18 protein-coding genes are annotated in these 20,906 nt (G+C 63.4%); 7 read left to right on the top strand and 11 right to left on the bottom strand.

Features of this window, described 5'->3' with window-relative positions; all coding sequences use genetic code 11:
* The first annotated feature begins 13 nt into the window (after positions 1-13).
* Genes AB4Z38_RS10200 through AB4Z38_RS10190 form a run of 3 tightly spaced genes read left to right on the top strand, consistent with a single transcriptional unit; the run spans position 14 to position 3,822 of the window.
* Positions 14-1,696: an FAD-binding dehydrogenase gene (locus AB4Z38_RS10200; protein WP_441429600.1), complete on the top strand. Its 1,683-nt coding sequence runs from the start codon at positions 14-16 to the stop codon at positions 1,694-1,696.
* Positions 1,697-1,705: 9 nt separating this feature from the next.
* Positions 1,706-2,752, top strand: coding sequence for an alpha/beta hydrolase (locus tag AB4Z38_RS10195; protein WP_441429599.1), 1,047 nt, complete (start codon positions 1,706-1,708; stop codon positions 2,750-2,752).
* Entirely contained in the window at positions 2,749-3,822 is a 1,074-nt protein-coding gene (locus AB4Z38_RS10190; protein WP_441429598.1) for an alpha/beta hydrolase, read from the top strand. Before AB4Z38_RS10195 ends, AB4Z38_RS10190 begins: the two co-directional genes overlap by 4 nt.
* 39 nt (positions 3,823-3,861) lie before the next feature.
* On the opposite strand, the gene AB4Z38_RS10185 is transcribed toward AB4Z38_RS10190, so the two are convergent.
* From AB4Z38_RS10185 to leuA, 3 genes are all read right to left on the bottom strand, one after another.
* The gene (locus tag AB4Z38_RS10185; protein ID WP_441429597.1) at positions 3,862-4,680 is read right to left on the bottom strand and encodes an isoprenyl transferase; all 819 of its coding nucleotides are present in this window, start codon (positions 4,678-4,680) and stop codon (positions 3,862-3,864) included.
* Positions 4,681-4,682: 2 nt separating this feature from the next.
* On the bottom strand, positions 4,683-5,438 hold the full coding sequence (gene recO, locus AB4Z38_RS10180) for a DNA repair protein RecO (protein ID WP_441429596.1): 756 nt from the start codon (positions 5,436-5,438) through the stop codon (positions 4,683-4,685).
* An 83-nt stretch (positions 5,439-5,521) separates the two neighbouring features.
* Complete coding sequence (gene leuA / locus AB4Z38_RS10175) at positions 5,522-7,261, bottom strand: 2-isopropylmalate synthase (RefSeq protein WP_441429595.1); 1,740 nt, start codon at positions 7,259-7,261, stop codon at positions 5,522-5,524.
* Positions 7,262-7,512: 251 nt separating this feature from the next.
* Between leuA and AB4Z38_RS10170 the strand changes: the two genes are divergently transcribed.
* Positions 7,513-9,465 (top strand): M13 family metallopeptidase, encoded by a 1,953-nt coding sequence (locus AB4Z38_RS10170; RefSeq protein WP_441429594.1) that lies wholly within the window; start codon positions 7,513-7,515, stop codon positions 9,463-9,465.
* Between the two features lie 24 nt (positions 9,466-9,489).
* Here AB4Z38_RS10170 and AB4Z38_RS10165 read toward each other — a convergent pair whose 3' ends face one another.
* The 5 genes from AB4Z38_RS10165 to AB4Z38_RS10145 form a co-directional block, all read right to left on the bottom strand.
* A complete protein-coding gene (locus tag AB4Z38_RS10165) occupies positions 9,490-11,055 on the bottom strand; it encodes an LCP family protein (protein WP_441429593.1) in 1,566 nt (521 codons plus the stop codon).
* 74 nt (positions 11,056-11,129) lie between these two features.
* Positions 11,130-12,092: a GTPase Era gene (gene era, locus AB4Z38_RS10160; RefSeq protein ID WP_441429592.1), complete on the bottom strand. Its 963-nt coding sequence runs from the start codon at positions 12,090-12,092 to the stop codon at positions 11,130-11,132.
* Positions 12,076-13,407, bottom strand: coding sequence for a hemolysin family protein (locus tag AB4Z38_RS10155; RefSeq protein ID WP_441429591.1), 1,332 nt, complete (start codon positions 13,405-13,407; stop codon positions 12,076-12,078). Before AB4Z38_RS10155 ends, era begins: the two co-directional genes overlap by 17 nt.
* On the bottom strand, positions 13,404-13,877 hold the full coding sequence (ybeY, locus tag AB4Z38_RS10150) for an rRNA maturation RNase YbeY (protein WP_284982880.1): 474 nt from the start codon (positions 13,875-13,877) through the stop codon (positions 13,404-13,406). The genes AB4Z38_RS10155 and ybeY overlap by 4 nt, the downstream gene beginning before the upstream one ends.
* On the bottom strand, positions 13,874-14,962 hold the full coding sequence (locus AB4Z38_RS10145) for a PhoH family protein (protein WP_441429590.1): 1,089 nt from the start codon (positions 14,960-14,962) through the stop codon (positions 13,874-13,876). The genes ybeY and AB4Z38_RS10145 overlap by 4 nt, the downstream gene beginning before the upstream one ends.
* A gap of 425 nt (positions 14,963-15,387) precedes the next feature.
* Between AB4Z38_RS10145 and AB4Z38_RS10140 the strand changes: the two genes are divergently transcribed.
* Positions 15,388-16,275, top strand: a complete 888-nt coding sequence (locus tag AB4Z38_RS10140) for a GerMN domain-containing protein (protein WP_441429666.1) — start codon at positions 15,388-15,390, stop codon at positions 16,273-16,275.
* A gap of 32 nt (positions 16,276-16,307) precedes the next feature.
* On the opposite strand, the gene AB4Z38_RS10135 is transcribed toward AB4Z38_RS10140, so the two are convergent.
* The 3 genes from AB4Z38_RS10135 to hrcA form a co-directional block, all read right to left on the bottom strand.
* A complete protein-coding gene (locus AB4Z38_RS10135; RefSeq protein WP_441429589.1) occupies positions 16,308-17,084 on the bottom strand; it encodes a 16S rRNA (uracil(1498)-N(3))-methyltransferase in 777 nt (258 codons plus the stop codon).
* Between the two features lie 2 nt (positions 17,085-17,086).
* The gene (gene dnaJ, locus AB4Z38_RS10130; RefSeq protein WP_441429588.1) at positions 17,087-18,217 is read right to left on the bottom strand and encodes a molecular chaperone DnaJ; all 1,131 of its coding nucleotides are present in this window, start codon (positions 18,215-18,217) and stop codon (positions 17,087-17,089) included.
* Positions 18,218-18,284: 67 nt separating this feature from the next.
* Positions 18,285-19,298, bottom strand: coding sequence for a heat-inducible transcriptional repressor HrcA (gene hrcA, locus AB4Z38_RS10125; RefSeq protein WP_441429587.1), 1,014 nt, complete (start codon positions 19,296-19,298; stop codon positions 18,285-18,287).
* Positions 19,299-19,531: 233 nt separating this feature from the next.
* Between hrcA and AB4Z38_RS10120 the strand changes: the two genes are divergently transcribed.
* Positions 19,532-20,389 carry a DUF3097 domain-containing protein gene (locus AB4Z38_RS10120; RefSeq protein WP_441429586.1) on the top strand — a complete coding sequence of 286 codons (858 nt, stop codon included), beginning with the start codon at positions 19,532-19,534 and terminating at the stop codon, positions 20,387-20,389.
* A 102-nt stretch (positions 20,390-20,491) separates the two neighbouring features.
* On the top strand, positions 20,492-20,905 hold the full coding sequence (locus tag AB4Z38_RS10115) for a DUF4870 domain-containing protein (RefSeq protein ID WP_059390016.1): 414 nt from the start codon (positions 20,492-20,494) through the stop codon (positions 20,903-20,905).
* Position 20,906 lies beyond the last annotated feature (1 nt).

Here is a 20,906-nt window from a genome sequence, read left to right as displayed (position 1 = left end):
GTAGCATGTACGAATGCCGAGCAATCCGCGTGAGGGAGTTCACTCCAAGGCAATCATTGAAGTCGATGTGGTCGTCATTGGGGCGGGACTGTCGGGACTGGTCGCCGCCGCCCAAGCCTACGCCGAAGGCAAACGGGTTGTTGTCCTGGACCAGGAACCGCCCGCCTCCGTGGGCGGCCAGGCACATTGGTCCTTCGGTGGCTTGTTTTTGGTCAATTCTCCCGAGCAGCGGAGGCTGGGCGTCAAGGACAGCCCCGAGCTCGCCTTGAGTGACTGGCTGGCGTCCGCGGCCTTTGACCGGCCGGAAGACTTCTGGGCCCGCCGTTGGGCCGAAGCGTACGTAGATTTTGCCGCCGGCGAGAAACGCCGCTGGCTGAGCTCCCTTGGCGTGCGGCTCTTTCCCTTGGTTCAGTGGGCAGAAAGGGGCGGCTATGGTCCCCAAGGCCACGGCAACACGGTCCCGCGGTTCCACGTCACGTGGGGCACGGGACCCGGCGTCGTGCAACCGTTCCTGGCAAAAGTCAACGAAGGCGTGGCCCGCGGAAGGATATCCCTCCACTTCCGGCATCGCGCTACCGCGATAACGACGACGGCGGGCAGCGTCACCGGGGTCGGCGGCGAGATCCTTGAGGCGTCCGGAGCCGGACGCGGCGAAGCGTCGTCGCGGACCGTCGTCGGGGACTTTGAGGCGACCGCGGGAGCGGTCATCATCACCACCGGCGGAATTGGTGGAAATCATGCAATGGTGCGGAAGCAATGGCCCGACGGTAGTGCGCCGGAACACATGCTGAGCGGCGTACCCGCATCCGTCGATGGCGAGTTCCTTGCTGCCGCCGCGGCCGCCGGCGGAAGGCTCATCAACGGTGACCGCATGTGGCACTACCCCGAAGGCATCCACAACCACTCCCCTGTGTGGCCCTTGCACGGCATCCGCATCCTGCCCGGTCCATCGTCACTGTGGATTGACGCGAATGGACGGCAACTGCCCGCTCCGCTCTTTCCGGGCTTCGACTCGCTGGGCGCCCTCCGGCATATCCTCGCGAGCGGATACGGTCATTCGTGGTTCGTGTGCAACCGGACCATCGCGCTGAAAGAATTCGCCTTGTCAGGTTCAGAGCAGAACCCGGATCTCACAGGCAAGGACATACGGCTCCTTGTTTCCAGGCTCAATCCCGGCAGCGAATCCCCGTTGCGGATCTTCCTGGACCGCGGCGTGGATTTCCTGGAAGCCGCAACGGCCGTGGAGCTCGCCGCGAAAATGAACGCGCTGACGGGTTCAGCGCTGATCGATTCCGCCCAGCTCGATGCACTCATCCGCGATCGGGACCTGCAAGTGGCGAGCGGGCTGGGCAAGGACCCGCAGCTCGCCGCAATCCGGGCGGCCCGGCGTTTCGCCACCGACAAGATCATGCGTGTGGCCCCTCCGCGCCGGTTCACCGACCCGAAGCACGGCCCACTCCTTGCTGTCCGGCTCTCGGTCTTGACGCGCAAGAGCCTCGGCGGACTTCAAACAGACCTTCGTTCACGAGTCCTTGACGGTTCCGGAGTTCCCGTGCCGGGCCTGTATGCGGCGGGCGAGGCTGCCGGCTTCGGCGGAGGAGGAATCCATGGCTACCGGGCATTGGAAGGGACGTTCCTTGGCGGGTGCCTGTTCTCCGGACGCGTAGCCGGGCACGATGCCGCGGCGAGTGTCTAAGCTGTTCCCATGGACTGGCAGACCGATATCCTCGGTGCGGACTTCGAAAGTTGCGCATTCGAGGCGGCTGGACCTGACGGAGTTGTCCGGCGTGCGACGCTCGTCCGTCATGTCCCGCGGCAGGGCGCCGGCGGCCCGGGTGATTCACCCCCGCCGGCCAACCGTTCGGTGCTCTTCCTCCACGGCTGGAGCGACTACTTTTTCAACGTCGCCCTGGCAGAGTTTTGGACCGAACAAGGCTTCCATTTCTACGCGTTGGACATGCACAACCATGGCCGCAGCCTGCAATCGGACAGGCCCGGCGGTTACGTTGAGCACCTGAACGACTACGACGCCGAAATCGGCAAGGCCATCGAGATGATCCGTTCCGCGGACCAGCGTGGTCAGGAGCCCGGCTCTTTGACCCTCATGGGGCATTCCACCGGGGGCCTTGTTGCGGCTTTGTGGGTCAGCAGCCATCCCGGCTCCGTCCAATACCTCGTCCTCAATAGCCCCTGGCTTGAAATGCACGGAAGCTCCGTGGTCCGCCGCGCAGCCCAGACCATGGTGAAGCCGCTCGCACGGTTCCGGCCCACGACAATCCTGCGCCTGCCCGAACGCGGCTTCTATTTCCGCAGCATCAGCAGCTCGGCCGAGGGCGAATGGCTCCTCGATCCAAAATTGCGCCCACCCTTGGCCTTCCCTATGCGGGCTGGCTGGCTCAGTGCGGTTCTCAGCGGCCACACGAGGGTGGCCCACGGGCTGAGAATAGACATCCCGATCCTGGTGCTGATCTCTGGAGCTAGCGCCAACGGCATGGTCTGGCAGGAGTCGATGAGGCGTTCGGACGCTGTGCTGGACGTCAACACCATGGCCGTCCGCGCCATGACCCTTGGCCGGACCGTCACCCTGGAACGGGTCGACGGCGGCCTCCACGATGTGTTCCTGTCGGCCGGTCCGGTGCGCGCCGATGCCTACGACAGGCTGGCGCGTTGGATTCACGGGTACATCACCAATGGGCCAGGGACTGTACCTCCGGCAGGCCACGAGCTTGGACAAGCGGGGGGAACGCCATGACCACGGAACTGGGGTTGCCGGTCTGGCAACGGGACTTTCTGGGCGGTGGTTTCGAGGCCTTGGAGCTCGAACTTCCACCGGACGAGGAGGGACCGGTCTGCGCCACCCTCGTCCGACACGTCCGGCCGGTGGCCGCACCGTCAGTGCCGCACGGGCTCCTGGATGCGCTGACGGCATTCACTCGACGCCGGCGCCGGCGCGACGTTCCCGTCACCCAGGGGCCACCGAGGGTTGTGCTGTATCTCCACGGCTGGGCAGACTACTTCATGCAGACGGAACTGGCCGAGTTCCTGGGCGCCTCGGGCTTCCATTTCTATGCGCTTGACCTGCGCAAGTTCGGGCGGAGCCTGCGGCCGGGCCAGACACCCGGCTACACCACAGACCTGACGGTCTATGACGAAGACCTCGACGCCGCCCTGCAGGCCATCCAGCAGGATGTTGCCGAGATGACGGGTAGCGCGGACGCACCTACCGTCCACCTCCTGGCCCATTCGCTGGGCGGCCTGATCGCGGCGCTGTGGGCTGACCGGAATCCGGGCCGCATTGCCACGCTGACGTTGAATTCGCCGTGGTTGGAGCTCCAGGGCAGCAGCCTGATCCGCAGCATCGCGATGCACGTGGTGGAGCCGTTTGCGCGCACCGACCCCAAGCGTCCTTTCCGCTTCCCGGAGATGCCGGCCTACTGGGAAAGCGTGAGCAACCTGGCCCACGGCGAATGGACCCTTGATGCGGAATGGAGGCCGCGGGCTTCCTTCCCGATCCGCGCAGGGTGGACCAAGGCAGTCCTCGCGGGCCACGCCGCCGTCGAACGCAAACTCAATATCGATGCCCCGGTGCTCGTGCTGCTTTCCGGCCGGACCCGGATCCAGGCCGAGTGGACCGCGGAGCTCATGCGCGTCGACGCCGTGATCGACGTCGAGCAGACTGCCCGCCGGGCCCTGGGCCTCGGGCGCCGGACGGCGGTATTCCGCTATCCAGGCGCACTCCACGATGTGTTCCTGTCACGGCGTACCGTCCGGCAGCAGGCCTACCGGGACGTAGCCATCTGGTTGGCTTCCTATCCGGACTGAGCGGTTTCACAGCACGCTTGTGCTAATTTGCTGCCGCGGTCAGCGGGGTGCTGCAGCGTCTACCGCGCCTCCGTAGCGGCGGTCCCTCTTGGCGTAGATCTCGACGGCGTCCCACAAAGTCCGGCGGTCGACGTCGGGCCACAGGGTATCCATGAAGACGAATTCCGCGTAGGCGGATTGCCACAAGAGGAAGTTCGAAAGGCGCTGCTCACCGGAGCTTCGCAGGAACAGGTCCACATCCGGAAGATCCGGTTCATCGAGGTACTTCTGGATGGTCTTCTCGTTGACGGAGCCGGGCTTCAGGCGGCCATCAGCGACATCCTGGGCGATCGCGGCCACGGCATCGGCGATTTCAGCGCGGCCGCCGTAGTTAACACACATGGTCAAAGTGCACGTGTCGTTGCCGCGTGTGTACTCTTCGGCTTCCTCCAACTCCTTGATGACAGAACCCCAGAGCTTGGGGCGCCGTCCTGCCCAGCGGATCCGCACTCCCCATTCATCGAGCTGGTTGCGTTGCCGACGTAGCACGTCCTTGTTAAATCCCATGAGGAAGCGCACTTCTTCAGGAGAGCGGCGCCAGTTTTCGGTGGAGAAAGCGTAGACACTGACGTACTTGATGCCCAGTTCGATCGCACCCGCCATCACATCCAGCAGGGCCGGCTCTCCAGCCTTGTGACCCTCGATGCGCGGGAGTCCCCGTTGGTTCGCCCAGCGGCCGTTGCCGTCCATGACGATGGCCACGTGCCGCGGTATCAGTTCCGCAGGGATGGCCGGCGGCCTGGCGCCCGAGGGATGCTGGTAGGGGGCCCTCACCGGGGTGGTCCGCGCCGTTGCCGTCTTCTTTTTTCCCAGTGCCACTTTCAGCTTCGCTCCACATGTTTGAGGGACTTCAATGCTCGTTCAAGGTGCCATTGCAGGTAGCTCGCCACCAATCCGGCGGCCTCGCGGCGATGCAAGGAGTCGGACGTGTCCGCAGTAGCCCAGTCCCCCGTCAGCAGCGCGCCCAGCAAGACGACGGTCTCGGGTGCCGGCGCCGGCGAACCGGGCGGGCGGCAGTCGTTGCAGATCATTCCGCCCAAGGGAGCGGAGAAAGCTGTGTGCGGACCGCGCGCCCCGCAGCGGGCGCAATCCGTGAAACTGGGCGCCCAACCGCCGGTTGCCAAAGCGCGGAGCAGGTAGGAGTCAAGAATGAGTTCCGGCGGGTGGTCGGAACGGCTCAACGCGGCAAGAGCCCCGACAAGCAGGTTGTATTGGGCGGTTCCGGAATCGGCGTCGGCGTCCGTCAGCTTTTCTGCCGTTTCCGTCATGGCGGCAGCGACGGTGTACCGGGAGTAATCGGCAGCGATCGAACTCCCATAGGCTCCCTTGGCGACAGCCTGGGTGACGATGTCCAGGGTGCGGCCTGAAACGAGTTGGAGGTCAGCTACCATGAACGGCTCCAGCCGGGCGCCGAACCGGCTACTGGTACGCCGTACGCCCTTGGCAACGGCCCTTACTTGTCCGTGGTGCTTTGTCAGCAAAGTGATGATGCGGTCCGCTTCGCCCAGCTTGTGGGTGCGCAACACCACGGCATCGTCCCGATAGGACCGCGCTGCAAACGACGAAGGATTGGCCACAGTTAATCTTCGCACCACGCCGGGCCCTCTCGGGTCCGGCGAAGCCGCGCGGCGCCGTGTTGACGACGCCGCACGGCAAATGGTTATGCCCGGACAGCCCTGATGGCGCGGTTGACGGCAGAGATGACTGCCTTGAGCGCCGCGGTGCTCGTGTTGGGATCGATTCCGACACCCCAGAGAACCCGCTCGCCAACGGCGCATTCCACATAAGCCGCGGCGGTGGCGCTGCCGCCTTCGGACAGGGCATGTTCCGTGTAGTCCAGGACGCGGACGTCCACGCCGTCTTGGCGCAAGATGTCCAGCATCGCCGCGATCGGTCCGTTGCCCGTGCCAGTTCGCTGGACTACAGTGCCGTCAACACGCAGGGCCGCATGCAGGGTAAGCTCGCCGGACTCATCGGTTTCGGTGCGGATGGAACCCAGTGAATAGCGTCCCCACTGGCCATCTGCCGTGCTGGCCGGCAGGTACTCGTCCTGGAACATGGCCCACAGCTGGGCGCCGCTGACCTCGCCGCCCACGGTGTCGGTGCGGTGCTGGATGACGCCGGAGAATTCGATTTGTGCCCGGCGCGGCAGGTCCAGGCTGTGCTCGTTCTTGAGCAGGTACGCCACACCGCCCTTGCCCGACTGCGAGTTGACGCGGATGACGGCCTCATAGCTGCGGCCAAGGTCCTTGGGATCGATCGGCAGGTACGGAACCTGCCACGTGAAGTCGTCCACGGCCTTGCCGGCCGCGGCAGCGTCCCTCTCGAGGGCTTCGAAACCCTTCTTGATGGCGTCCTGGTGTGAACCGGAGAACGCCGTGAACACCAGATCTCCGCCGTACGGGGAACGCTCCGGAACAGGCAACTGGTTGCAGTACTCCACGGTCCTGCGGACTTCGTCGATGTCCGAGAAGTCGATCATCGGGTCGACGCCTTGGACGAACATGTTCAGGCCCAGGGTGACGAGGTCCACGTTGCCGGTACGCTCGCCGTTGCCGAACAAGCAGCCTTCGATGCGGTCGGCACCGGCCAGGTAGCCCAACTCCGCGGCGGCAACGCCCGTCCCGCGATCGTTGTGCGGGTGGAGGGAGATGATGATGCCGTCACGGGGATGCAGGTTCCGGTGCATCCATTCGATGGAGTCGGCGTAGACATTCGGTGTGGCCATTTCCACAGTGGCGGGCAGGTTGATGATGACCTGCTTGTCCGCGGATGCTTCGAAAACGTCGGCGATTGCGTTGCAAACACGCGCTGCGTACTCGAGCTCGGTTCCGGTGAAGGACTCCGGCGAGTACTCGTACGTGATGTGGGTGTCCGCGAGGGTTTCCTCGTACTTCTTGCACAAGCGGGCACCCTGGAGGGCGATGTCCAGGATGCCGTCTTCGTCCTGGTTGAACACGACGCGGCGCTGCAGGACCGATGTGGAGTTGTACAGGTGGACGATGGCCTGCTTTGCGCCGACGAGGGATTCGTAAGTGCGCTCGATCAGGTGTTCACGCGCTTGGGTCAGGACCTGGATGGAGACGTCGTCCGGAATGTGGCCGCCTTCGATGAGCTGCCGTACGAAGTCGAAGTCGGTCTGCGACGCGGACGGGAAGCCGACTTCGATTTCCTTGTAGCCCATCTTGACCAGCAGCTGGAACATTTTCAGCTTGCGGGCCGGACTCATGGGGTCGATCAGGGCTTGGTTGCCGTCACGGAGGTCCACTGCGCACCAGCGCGGAGCCTTGGTGATGACCTTGTCCGGCCAAGTGCGGTCCGGCAGCTCGACACTGATCTGGTCCTGGAAAGGCAGGTACCGATGAATGGGCATTCCGGAGGGCTTTTGTGCGTTGCGCATGACTTGGGGCCTTTTCTCTTAATCTTTGATGGAAGATTGGCCGGGCATAGCTAACTCCGCAGCGAGGGTTGGCCTAGCGAATGATCGCCTTCGAGGCCCCGCCGCGGCAGCTAAGGAGAAGCATTCCTGCACGCACCATTTCACAGTAACACGGGTGCGTATGATGACAATGCAATACCAGAAGCAACGTCCACTATGCAGACGCGGGAACGGTGGTGAGCCGGTTCCGCTCGTCGTCCGAAGGAGTTCTTGTGCCACAGTCGGGGATCACACTGTCCAACATCGATGAAAGCGTCAGGCCGCAGGACGACCTTTACGAGCACGTCAACGGGGCGTGGCTGAAGTCGACGGTCATCCCTGACGACCGCCCGCTTGAGGGAACGTTCACCGCGCTGCGGGACGGCGCTGAACTGGCGGTCAAAGCGATCATCGAGGAAGCTGCCGCAAAGGGCGAGGACGCCAGTGGCATCGAACGCAAAGTAGGCGATCTCTACAACAGCTTCATGGACGAGGAAGCCACCGAGGCCAAGGGCATGGAGCCTATCCGCGCCCGGCTCGGGGAAGTCTTTGCCACGGCTTCGCCGGCCGAAGTGGTCGCCCTGACCGGGCGGCTGTTCCGCTCGGATGTTTCCGGCCTCTTCTCGATCTATCCCGCTCCCGACGCCGGGAATCCGGACCGGATCCTGTTGTATATCGGTCAGGGTGGTCTGGGCCTTCCCGACGAGTCCTACTACCGGGATGAGAAGTTCGAAGGCATTGTCAGCGCATATGCGAAATACGTCGCCAAACTCTTCGGCCTGGCGGGCATTTCCGACGCCGACGATGCCGCCGCGCGCGTTGTCGCCCTTGAAAAAGCCCTTGCCTCGCATCACTGGGACAATGTCACCCTTCGCGATCCGCAGAAGACCTACAACCTCAAGACCGCCGAGGAGGGCCGTGAATTGTTCCCGCACCTTGACGCGTGGTTCGATTCGGCCCGGATTGAAGCAGACAAGTTCACCGAGCTGGTGGTAAGTACTCCTGATTTCTTCACCGGTGCGTCTGCCCTCGTGGAGTCCGAGTCCCTTGACGCCTGGCAGGCGTGGCTGGCCTTGCGCGTGCTCAATGCCGCAGCCCCCTATCTTTCGTCGGCATTCGTGGACGCAAACTTCGATTTCTACGGGACCACCCTGAGTGGCACTCCGCAGAACAAGGACCGCTGGAAGCGCGGAGTCGCCGTCGTCGAAGCCGCCCTTGGGGAGGCTGTAGGCCAGATCTACGTGGAGCGCCACTTCCCCGAAGGTCACAAGGCCAGGATGCAGACACTGGTTGCCAAACTGATCGAGGCTTACCGCAAGAGCATTACGGCGCTCGACTGGATGGGCGAGGACACCAAGGCTGAAGCGCTGAAAAAGCTTGAGGCCTTCCGGCCCAAGATTGGTTTCCCGGACAAATGGATCGACTATTCCGCCGTCGACATTGACCCGACTGATCTTCTGGGGAACGTCGAGCGGGCGCACAACGCCGACGTCGACCGTCACCTCGATGAGGTCGGCAAGCCGGTCGATCTCGACAAGTGGCTCATGACCCCGCAGACCGTCAACGCGTACTACCACCCGATGCTGAACGAGATTGTCTTCCCCGCTGCGATCCTGCAGCCGCCCTTCTTCACGGCAGAGGCTGATGACGCGGTCAACTACGGGGGCATCGGCGCCATCATCGGCCACGAAATCGGCCACGGCTTCGACGACCAAGGGTCCCAGTTCGACGGAAGTGGAGCGCTGCGGAATTGGTGGAGCGAGGAAGACCGCAAGGCCTTCGAAGGACTGGCGGCGAAGCTCGTGGCCCAGTTCGACGCCCTTGCCCCGTATGCCGCTCCTGAGCACAAGGTCAACGGGAAGCTCACGCTCGGCGAAAACATCGGCGATCTGGGCGGCCTGACAATCGCCTACAAGGCTTACCTCCTGAGCCTTGACGGAGCTGAGCCGCCCGTCCTCGAAGGCCTGACCGGCCAGCAGCGCTTCTTCATGTCCTGGGCTGCCGGCTGGCGCCAGGTCATCCGTCCCGAGGAAGCCATCCGGCGCGTCGCAACGGACCCGCACTCCCCCAACGAGTTCCGGACCAACGCCATTGCCAAGAACCTGGATTCGTTCCATGAGGCGTTCGCGGTGGAAGCCGGGGATGGAATGTGGCTGTCGCCCGAGGACCGCGTCAGTATCTGGTAGGCAGCGAGGGTGTTTCCTGTGCTGCTACTTCGCGATGAGTACGGGGTTGACAGCTTGGCATTTCACGTCGCCTGCGGTCTGCTTGACGACGTCGGACGGGACGGAAGCGACGCCATACTTGGTCCCGGAATCGAAGTCACGGCCGATATAGACCTGGACTCCCACAATGCCGTTGGATGGTTCGACTTGCGAGGCCGGGATCCCCAGGAGATTCGCGACATCCGGCGCGACGTCGGCGTAGCCGGGCCCGTAATAGACAACGGTCTTGGGCACGGCGGCGGCAAGGAAGTGTGCGGCTTTCGTGAATCCGCCGCCAACCAGGGCGGCGGCGATCTCCTGGCCGCGGGAGGCGATGCCTGTTCCGTCTGCAACGGTCACTGGCTGTAGGGCCTTGTCATAGGCGGGGACAGCAGGAGCGCTGGGCGCCGGCGCAGCACTGCTGGACGGGGCGCCAGACGCGGCGGGTGAGGGAGCGGCCGTAGCCCCCGGGGTGGTCAGGTCCAGGTTGGCGCGCATGGCGGCGAACAGTTGGGAGGCCTGGGGTTGAACCAATTCGAGCCTGTTGGGATCAACGGCGGCGGGCTGAGTGGGAACCGAGACGAATGCGACCTTGGACAAGTCAACGTCCTTGAGGCGGCTCCCGATGGTCAGGAGCGACTGTACGGACGCCAGGCCGTCATCCACGGTCAGGTTCTTTGTCACGGCATCCGCGATGGACAGCAGAGCCTGCGGATTGCCCAGCGTGCCGTCAGACTTGATCTTCCGGGTCAGCGAGGAGAGGAAACCCTGCTGCGCCTGGATGCGGCCGAGGTCACTTCCGTCGCCAAAACCGTGGCGGGTCCGGAGGAAGGCCAGGGCCTGTTCCCCCTGGACACTCGATGTTCCCTTGGGGAGCCGGAGTCCGGAATCGGGGTCGTGGACGGCGTCGCTCACGCACACGTTAACCCCGCCTACGGCGTTGGACAGCTCCTTGACGGCGTTGAAGTCGGCCATCATGAAGTGGTCGATTTGCAGCCCACTGAGCTTATTTACTGTGTCCACGGCGCAACCGATCCCGGCTTCTGCCATCGCCGAGTTGATCATGACGTTTGAGTGGGGTTGATACACGGTATTGGTCTTGGGATCAGTGCATGCCGGGACGTCCACCAGGAGATCGCGGGGAAAGCTGGTGAGGCTCACCCTCTTGTTGTCCGCCGAAATGTCCAGCAGCATCATGACATCCGACTGGCCATAGCCGGCGGAGTCCTGGGTTGAACCGTATTGCGAGTTCTTCCCGTCCCGGGTGTCGGACCCGAGGATGAGGATCTGCAGGCGGTCCGTGGCATCGTTGGCCGCGGCTTCGGTTCTCGTGGCGCCCGCCGACAACGGTGCTTTGCTGATGTTCGCCTGCAAGCGGATAACCCAGTAAGCGGCGAAGGCGATACCGCCGAGCAACAGTACCGACACCGTCACGGCAGTGACCTTGAGCCAGAGCGGGAGCCCCTTGGGAGCATTCATGTGGCGGGGGGTGCCGGGGGCTTCCCCGTGGCGTGCAGTGCCGGGGGCACCAACGGTGCCGGGCTTCTGTACGCGTGCATCGCGACGTCGCACTGCGCGCTCAACCTTTCCTCGGAAAATGGGATTCGGACCATTTTACGGGCCCAATCTGGGAAATTCCCCAGCGGCTAAAATCCCAGTTTCACGAGTTGCTTCGGATCGCGCTGCCAGTCCTTGGCCACTTTCACGTGCAGGTCGAGGTAGATCTTGGTTCCCAGGAGGGCCTCGATACCCTTGCGGGCGTTCGTTCCGACCTCGCGCAGCCGGCTTCCGGCCTTGCCGATGATGATGGCCTTCTGGGAGGGGCGCTCGACGTACAGGTTGACCCGCACGTCGAGGAGCGGGTTGTCTTCGGAGCGCCCTTCGCGGGGCAGGATTTCCTCCACCACCACCGCCAGGGAGTGGGGCAGCTCGTCGCGGACGCCTTCCAAAGCTGCTTCCCGGATAAGTTCGGCGACCATGACGGCCTCCGGTTCATCGGTGAGTTCACCGTCCGGGTAGAGAGGCGGCGAAGGGGGCATGTGGCCGATGAGGACGTCGGCGACCGTACTGACCTGGAAGCCGTCGGTCGCGGAAACCGGAACGATATCTGCCCAGCCCTGTTCGCCGAGGACCTCGCGGCCCAACGCGGCTACGGCCAGGAGTTGCTCGGTCAGGGCCTGGCGGTCCACCAGGTCGGTCTTGGTGACAAGTGCGATGATCGGCTTGCGTCCGACGGCGGCGAGTTGGGCCGCAATGTACTTGTCGCCCGGTCCGATCTTCTCGTTGGCGGGCAGGCAAAAACCAATGGCGTCGACTTCGGAGAGGGTGTCCGCGACGAGATCGTTGAGCCTCCTGCCAAGAAGGGTGCGCGGGCGGTGAAGGCCCGGAGTGTCCACGAGGATGAGTTGGGCGTCCTCCCGATGGACAATGCCGCGGATCGTGTGCCGCGTGGTCTGCGGCTTTGCCGAAGTGATGGCCACCTTCTGGCCAACCAAAGCGTTGGTGAGGGTGGACTTGCCGGCATTCGGACGGCCTACAAGAACCGAGAAACCTGCGTGGAAGCCGCCGAAGTCCTGATCGGCGTCGAACTTCTTATTGTGCTTGCTCACGTGGAACTCCCTGTTGCGTTGTGTCGGCCTCGTCGAGAAGGTCTTCAAGGTCAGTGTCTTCTTTTGGAATGGCTGCCGCAATGATATGGCTGACCCGGTTTCGCCGGCCTTCCAGCCTATCGGCTTTCAAGGAGATCCCATCCACCTCCACCGCACTGCCCACGATCGGCACCTTGCCCAGGGTTTTGGCCAGGAGGCCACCCACCGTGTCCACTTCGTCGTCGTCGAGGTCAATGTCGAAAAGTTCGCCGAGGTCATCGATGCTCATCCGTGAACTGACGCGATACGTGCCACCACCCAGGTCGGTGACTTCCGCATCGTTGGAGTCGTACTCATCGACGATCTCCCCCACGATTTCCTCAATGAGGTCCTCCAGCGTCACCAGTCCGGCGGTGCCGCCGTATTCGTCAATGACTACAGCCACGTGCGTGGACTCTTGCTGTAGCTCGCTCAGGAGGTCGCTGACAGGCTTTGATTCGGGAACGAAACGTGCCTCGCGGGCTATGGCATCAATATCCTGGCGCACTGATGGCTGTTCCGGGCGGTGCAATGCGGCGGCAACGTCCTTCAAATAGAGAATGCCGCGGATTTGATCCGCGTTCTCGCCGATAACGGGGATCCTTGAGTACCCGGAGCGCAGGAACAGGGCCATGGCCTGTTCCAGGCTGGATCCGGACTCGATGCTTACAATGTCCGTTCGAGGGACCATCACCGAGCGCACCAGGGTGTCGCCGAAATCGAAGACCGACTGGATGAGTTCGGCCTCGCTGTCCTCGATCATGTCCGATTCCGTGGCCCTGTCGACGAGTTCACGGAATTCTTCCTCGCTGAAGAATGCTTCATCGCCGCTGGGCGCACCGGGTGCCACTACGCTGCCGATCCTCACGAGCCATCCGGGAATGGGACCCAGGATCCAGCACAGGAACCTGATGAGCGGGGCCGAGTAGCGAACAACGCCGCCTGAGTGGGCGCGTCCGAGTTGACGGGGGGAGACGCCCACCAAAACGAAACCAATGACGGCCATGATGCCCGTCGCCGCCAAACCGGCAAGCCAGACATTCTCGAGGAGGCTATGCATGACGACGGCGACGGCCACAGCTGCCGCCATCTCGAACCAGACCCGCCAGAATCGCAGCGCGCGAATGTGCGCAACAGGCTGGGCGAGGATATCGCGAAGCGAATTCCCCCGGCTTCTGACGACGGCTTGCTCCGCGTCGTGTCGCGGCAGGAAGGTGAAGGCAGCCTCAGCCGCGGTCAGCAGCGCGACGAAACTGAGGAACACCAACGCCATCCCGACCAGGATGAGCGAGGTCACAGCATGGTCTCCATGGGGGCGTCCTTGCCAAGGAACGCGGACAGCAGCTCACGCTGCAGGCCGAACATCTCTTCCTTTTCCTCCGGTTCGGCGTGGTCGAAACCGAGCAGGTGGAGGATTCCGTGCGTGCAGAGCAGGAGCATTTCATCCTGCGTTGAATGACCTGCGTTGCGCGCTTGTACTTCGGCCACCTGCGGGCAGATGGCGATGTCGCCCAGCATGCCCTGCGGAGTCGGCTTACCCGGTGTCCCCGGCGTCAATTCATCCATCGGGACAGACAGGACATCGGTAGCGCCGGGTTCGTCCATGAGCTCTATGTGGAGCTTTTCCATGGCAGGTTCATCCACCAGGAGGATGGAAAGTTCGGCCTGGGGGTGAATGTAGAGCCGCTCGAAGATGAAGCGTGAAAGCGTCACCAATTGTGCCTCGTCCACCTGGACGCCGGACTCGTTGTTGACCTCGATGCTCATCTGTGTTCTCCCCGTTTGTCGTGGATCGGCGTGTGCTGGGCACGCACCCGGTGCTTTTCATCCCATGTGCTGTACGCGGACACAATGTCGGCGACGAGCCGGTGCCTGACGACGTCGGAAGCGTCCAACATCGTGAAGTTCACGCCGTCGATCCCGCTGAGGATTTCCTGGACAATGCGCAGACCGGAGGTGGCGCCGAAGGGCAGATCCACCTGGGTGATATCCCCAGTGACAACCATCTTGGAGCCGAAGCCCAGGCGGGTCAGGAACATCTTCATCTGTTCCGCGGTGGTGTTCTGGGCCTCATCGAGGATGATGAACGCATCATTGAGCGTGCGGCCGCGCATGTACGCAAGCGGCGCTACCTCAATGGTCCCCGCAGCCATGAGGCGCGGGATGGATTCCGGGTCCATCATGTCATGCAAGGCGTCGTACAAAGGACGCAGATACGGGTCGATCTTGTCGCTCAACGTTCCCGGCAGGAAGCCGAGGCGCTCTCCCGCCTCGACGGCAGGCCGTGTGAGGATGATGCGGCTGACTTCCTTGAGCTGCAGTGCCTGAACGGCTTTGGCCATCGCGAGGTACGTCTTGCCGGTGCCTGCAGGGCCGATCCCGAAGATGACCGTGTTGTCGTCGATGGCGTCGACATAGTTCTTCTGGTTCAGCGTCTTGGGGCGGATGGTGCGCCCGCGGCTCGAAAGAATGTTGTGGGTCAGGACTTCCACGGGGTTTTGCAGCGACTGGCTGCGCAACAAGGACACAAGCTGTTGCAGCACGTCCGGGGTGATGACCGTCCCCTTGCCGACCAGGCCGCGGACTTCTTCCAGAAGCCGCATGATCCGGGGAACATCGCGTGACGGTCCGCTGAAGGAGAGCTCGTTGCCGCGCACATGAAAGTCGACGCCGGGGAACTGGGCTTCGATGTAGCGCAACGCCTCGTCATGGCTGCCAAGGGTCTGAACCATCTGATCCGAGTTGTCGAAGATGACAACTTCCGTCCGGGCGCCCGGGACAGAGTGTGGGAACTCGGCCGGACCTGTGTCAACGCTGCCGGCCTTGGGCCGCCCGTTCAATGATTCTGTCATAGTGCTGGCCTAGCGGCCTGTGCTCCTCCGGCTTGGTGATGTCCATCGATTTTCTCCGATGTCCGTCTGCTGGATGGGCGCAGGATAGCGGGCCTCGGATTGCTTTCAATCCTACGCCAGCCAGTCTCAGGGGTGGTTCCAGACCGTGCCCGGCGGTGCTGCGGACGGGCGATCGGTGCGGCTTTGGTATCAACTCGGCATCGACCTCGTATCAATCGCATTGCAGTTGCCCACCGGGGTATCGAAACGCCAGCCGGGGCCGTTGGGACTATGACAAGCTGATTCATGGGCAAAAAATGCCCCTGTGCCCGGCCGCCGGGCGCATGACTCCCCCGCACACCACAGCGGCCGAACACGAGCAGGAATCCACCATCACCAGGCCAGCCGGGATTTCGCACGGCACACGCATCCGGACACGTTCCGCCATGCTTGTGACCGCCCTGACGGCTGCCTTGTTCCTGTCGGGTTGCATTGCCGATCGCACGGGACAGGGATCCACGACGCCGGTCCCCAGCCCGACAGTTGCCTTGCAGACGGCCCCGGACAGCAATGCTCCGCTCGAAACAACCCAGGCCTCAAACAAGATCCCCGTGTATTGGATCGGGCGCAGCGATACGGACACCTTCCTGTACCGCGAATTCCGTGACAACCCAGGCAATGAGAACCCCATCACCACGGCCCTGCGGATCATGATGTCCCAGAAGCCGTTTGATCACGATTTCTTCACTCCGTGGCAGAACCCAGGCAGTCTGGCGACCTCGATTTCCGGTAAGAACGTGGTCACGGTCGATGTTTCCCGCGATGCGTTCAATTCAAATCTCGATGCCGGGATGGCACAGCGGGCGGTCCAGGAACTCGTCTACACCGCTACCGCTGCGGCCGCGAGCTCGGGCCTGATCGATTCCGGACAGCAGATCAAGGTGACCATCCTGGTGGACGGGCACACGGACTACATGGCATTCGGACAGGTCAAACTAGGCGATCCGATGGTCCGCGACGCATCCATGGTGGCACCGGTGTGGATCATTGACCCGCAGGAGGATCTGACTTTGCCGGCCGGTCCGGTCAAGTTCAACGGCCGAAGCACGGATCCCTCGAAGAAACTGCATTGGCAAATCCTTCGCGAGAACTCAAACGGCGACAAGTCCTCCTACCTCGCCGGACAGACCACCGCTTCGACGGTTCCCGGACAAGGCGGAACCTTCAGCCTCACAGTGGGACTCGGAGCGGGCCGCTATGAATTGCGGGTTTCCTTGCTGGGAGCCAACGACGCCGACGTCGCGACGGATACCCGTAGTTTCACCGTTCGCTGAGGACGTCGCTAATCAAGGACGTGCGCTGCGGGCTACCAGCGCCCCAGGATGTCGCTGGCCAGCACGACGGCGGCAGGACCTGCCGTGGACGAGCGGAGCACGTGGTGGCCCAAGAGCGCGGTGACGGCGCCGACGTCGCTGAGCTTGGTCACTTCGCGCGGTGAAATTCCACCCTCCGGGCCGACGATGAGCAGGACTTCCCGTTCAACTCCGGGATCCGCCGTAGAAACACCGCCCTGCCAGTTCTCCAGGACATCCCGCAGCGGGCGTTTCGCGTCCTCGTGCAGGATGATCGCCAGGTCGGCCGCGGCAACCGCCGCAGCCAGGCCGGAGCCGTCGACGGCGGTACGCACCTCGGGAATCCACGCGCGCCGCGCTTGCTTGGCGGCTGCGGTGGCCACGGATTGCCACTTCGCGTGGGCTTTGGCAGCCCGGTCACCCTTCCAACGGACGATCGAACGTTCCGCCTGCCAGGGTACGACGGCGTCGATCCCGAGTTCCGTTGCCGTCTCAACTGCAAGCTCGTCACGGTCGCCCTTCGCGAGGGCCTGGACCAACACGAGCCGCACGGTTGGCTGGTGCTCCTCATCGACAGCGGAGGCAAGGACTGTCAAGGTTCCCTGCCCGGACTCCGTCACGGTGCCCGTGAGCCGTCTACCGGCACCGTCGGCGATATCGACGGCTTCGCCGATTTCCAGGCGCTTGACGGTGACAGCATGCCTGGCTTCGGCGCCGTCGAGCACGAAAGAGTCACCAGGGCCGAGCCCGTCAAGCGTTCCGGCTGCTGTGAAGAATACGGGGTTGCTCACCGCTACAGGTTACCGAGCTTGTCCCGCAGCTTCGCGAACATACCGCCACTGGCCACAAGCTTGCCTTCGGTGAACTGCTCTCCGCGCAATTTTGCCAGTTGGCGAAGCAGGTCTTCCTGCACGGCGTCGAGCTTGCCGGGGGTCTCAACGTGCAGGTGCACCTTGAGGTCTCCCCTGCCGTAGCCGCGGAGATGGGTGACGCCGAGTCCACGCAGGGTGATGACTTCGCCGGACTGCGTACCTGACTTGACGTCGATCTCCTGGGGACCGTCGAAAGTCTCAAGCTGCAGCTCGGTACCCAGTGCCGCGGCAGTCATGGGAACGCTCAGCGTGGCGTGAAGGTCGTCGCCTTCGCGGATGTAGGTGGAATCGTTGTTGACCCGGATCTCCACATAGAGGTCACCGGGAGGACCGCCCGCGGGACCTGCCTCGCCTTGCGACGAAAGCTGGATGCGGGTCCCGGTAGCGACGCCGCCAGGCACCTTGACGGTCAGCGAACGGCGGCTGCGGATGCGGCCCTGGCCGTTGCACTCATTGCAGGGATCCTTGATGATCGAGCCGAAACCTTCGCACGATCCACATGGTGCGGCGGTCATGACCTGGCCGAGAATCGAGCGGACGGCCCGCTGGACCTGGCCCGAGCCGCCACAGATGTCGCAGCGTTCCGGGTGGGTGCCCGGACGGCAGCATGAGCCTTCGCACGTGGGACAGATGACAGCGGTGTCCACCTCAAGCTTTTTGTTGACACCGAACACCGCCTCGCGCAAGTCGATGCGGACACTGATCAGGGCGTCCTGGCCGCGGCGCATTCGGGATGCGGGGCCCTGCATCCCGCCGCCGCCTCCGCCGAAGAAGGTGTCGAAGATGTCCTGGAATGCGAATCCCTGGCCCGCGTAGCCTCCGCCGAAACCGTTGTCGGTCCCGTTCTCGTTGCCGGTGGCATCGTAGACGCGGCGCTTCTGGGGGTCGGAGAGGACCTCGTAAGCGTGGGTCACCGCCTTGAATTCCTCGGCAGCGCCGGCCCCGGGGTTCACATCGGGGTGCAGCTTGCGTGCGAGCTTGCGGTAGGCCTTCTTGATCTCCTCGCCGGCTGCTTCCGGCGAGACGCCCAGAACGTCATAGTGACTGCTCAAAGTCGGTATCTCTTCCTTTTTTACGGTTCCACTGCTTTTCTTGCGAGGCGGTTTCCGGCCGAGGCCGTCAGCCGCCCAGAATGCGGGAAAGGTAGCGTGCGACGGCACGGACGGCCGCCATGGTGTTGGGATAATCCATGCGGGTGGGTCCAAGAATGCCGATCTTGGCACTGCTGCCCGGACCGTAGCCCGTGGCAACCACCGAAGCCTCGGAGAGGCCGTCATAGGGGTTTTCACGTCCGATGCTCACCGTGACGCCCCGGGGGTCCTCAGCCATGTCCGACAACAGCCGCAACATGACCACCTGCTCCTCGAGTGCCTCGAGGACCGGACCGATGCTCAGCGGGAAGTCCACGTTGGAGCGGGCCAGGTTTGCCGTGCCTGCCATGACCATGCGTTCGTCGCGGCTCCGCTCGGCAAGCCTTTCCAGGCCGTGGGCAAGGGCGCCGGCAAGGTTCCGAAGCGCCGGCGGGCACAAGGCAACCACCGAGGGCAGGACTTGTGGCATGAGGTCGAGCTGGGAGCCGGCAATGCTTCCAAGGAATCGCGCGCGCAAGGCCATGAGCTCTTCGTCAGTGGCGTCTGTCGCTGCCTGCACAACGCCTTGTTCCACTTTGCCCGAATCGGCGATCAACACCACCAAGACCTGGCGCGGTGCCAAAAGGACAAACTCAATGTGCCGGACGCGCGCGCGGCTCAGGTGCGGATACTGTACGACGGCGACCTGGTTGGTCAGTTGGGAGAGGAGCCGGACGGTTCGCTCAAGGATGTCCTCGACGTCGTCGGGCCCCTCAAGCAACGAGTGGATGGCCCGGCGCTCGGCGGCCGAAAGCGGCTTGACCTCGGAAATACGGTCGACGAACAAGCGGTAGCCCTTGTCGGTGGGAATGCGGCCCGCACTCGTGTGTGGTGCTGCAATGAGGCCCTCTTCTTCCAAGAGGGCCATGTCATTGCGGATGGTCGCGCTCGACACTCCCAGATGGTGCCGTTCGACCAAAGCTTTGGAGCCGACTGGCTCGCGGGAGTGAACGTAGTCCTCCACGATGGCGCGTAACACTTCAAGCTTGCGTGGTTCGCTCACTGCCCACCTCCATTCAACAGCCAGTACTGGACGATCAAGTACTCAAACGATCGAGTTCTCAACAATCCGGTAGTTCAACAGTTAGCACTCAACATGCCCAAGTGCTAACAAGTCTAGTATGAGCCACCTCGTTGTTAGCATTGGTACCGCTCGCGGCGAACATGATTCCCGCGCGGTCCTGGGGAATGCCACGGACCGTGACCGATCCCCTAGCGCAAAGTGGTGTGAAGACCGTGTCTTACGACAATTGGGGCCCGCAAGACCTCTCCTCGCCGGCCAAACGGCAACTGCCAGAGGTGCCCGTCGAACGAGGGATGGTTCTCGAGGACGTGCAGTCCGGTTGGGTAGGGGCCGTGACCAGGGTGGAGAAGTCCGGAGGCATGCACATTGTGGTGCTTGAGGATCGGCGGGGAAAGGCCAAGTCATTCCGGCTCGGATTCGGATTCCTGCTGGAGGGACAAGCAGTGAAGCTCCTGCCGCCGGCGCCACGCGCGGCGGCCGTCAAGGGCGCGGCGCAAGCAGGCAGGACGGCATCGGGATCCGTCCGGGTGGCCGGCCAGCGGGCCCAAGTCGCCAAGGCTAGCCGGATCTGGGTGGAAGGCAAGCACGACGCAGAACTTGTGGAAAAGGTGTGGGGAGATGATCTCCGGGTGGAGGGCATCGTCGTCGAGCCCTTGCACGGCGTGGACGATCTCAAGGCGGCCATAGCCGGGTTCTCCCCCGGCCCGGGCCGCCGGCTCGGGATCCTGGTGGACCACTTGGTGCCGGATTCGAAGGAGTCGCGGATTGCCGCCGACGCCATGACGCTGCCGGGCGCCGCGGGAAACGTCCTGATCGTAGGACACCCCTATGTGGACGTCTGGCAGGCAATCCGGCCCAAGGTGTTGGGGATCGGGCAATGGCCAACCATCGCGCGCGGCACGGATTGGAAGACCGGAATCCTGAGGTCGTTCGGCTGGCCGCATGAGACGGCCGAAGACGTGGGACTTGGCTGGCAGAAGCTTCTGGGCGCCGTCCACAGCTATGCCGATTTGGAGGCCTCTTTGCTGGGGCGCGTGGAGGAAGTGATCGATTTCCTGACCGAGCAGTGATGATTACCTGCCCGGGGCCCCGGAGTTGGTCGGCTGATCGCGTGCCGAGCAAGTATTCTGGGACAGCAACACTGCACCGATAGATACTCTAAGGAAGATACTGTGGCGGACAACGCTCCTGACGATCGGGATGGCACCTCGGGCCAGTCCCAGTACCACGGCGTTCCTGCCAACGCGCTGCCCTTGACTGCCTCGGAAGACCGGCAGTGGGCAACCCTGGCGCACTTCGGCGGGATCCTTGGCTGCGTGCCTTCGCTTCTGATCTACCTGATCTTCCGCGAACGTGGCCCGTTCACGGCACAGGAATCCAAGGAAGCGCTGAACTTCACTTTGCCTCCGACGATTGCCGCAGTGCTCGCCAACATCCTCGTCCTGCTTCCGGTGGTGGGAAACCTGTTCGCGGTTCTGGCCACCGCGATCTGGGTCGCAGTGACCTGCTTCTCGGTGTCAGCCGGAATCCGCGTCAACCACGGACAGCCGCACCGCTACCGCTTCAACCTGCGCTGGATCAAATAGC

Origin of the sequence: Arthrobacter sp. 2RAF6, from assembly GCF_052115205.1 — a bacterium.
Lineage (GTDB): Bacteria > Actinomycetota > Actinomycetes > Actinomycetales > Micrococcaceae > Arthrobacter.
Note: the sequence above shows the minus strand (reverse complement) of the source record. Positions and strands in the feature narration are given on the sequence as shown.

What these genes read in the sequence shown, in the direction of transcription:
- AB4Z38_RS10200 (WP_441429600.1), top strand. Translation starts at nt 14, where the DNA reads ATGCCGAGCAATCCGCGTGAGGGAGTTCACTCCAAGGCAATCATTGAA.
- AB4Z38_RS10195 (WP_441429599.1), top strand. Translation starts at nt 1,706, where the DNA reads ATGGACTGGCAGACCGATATCCTCGGTGCGGACTTCGAAAGTTGCGCA.
- AB4Z38_RS10190 (WP_441429598.1), top strand. Translation starts at nt 2,749, where the DNA reads ATGACCACGGAACTGGGGTTGCCGGTCTGGCAACGGGACTTTCTGGGC.
- leuA (WP_441429595.1), bottom strand. Translation starts at nt 7,261, where the DNA reads ATGCGCAACGCACAAAAGCCCTCCGGAATGCCCATTCATCGGTACCTG.
- ybeY (WP_284982880.1), bottom strand. Translation starts at nt 13,877, where the DNA reads ATGAGCATCGAGGTCAACAACGAGTCCGGCGTCCAGGTGGACGAGGCA.
- AB4Z38_RS10145 (WP_441429590.1), bottom strand. Translation starts at nt 14,962, where the DNA reads ATGACAGAATCATTGAACGGGCGGCCCAAGGCCGGCAGCGTTGACACA.
- AB4Z38_RS10140 (WP_441429666.1), top strand. Translation starts at nt 15,388, where the DNA reads ATGCTTGTGACCGCCCTGACGGCTGCCTTGTTCCTGTCGGGTTGCATT.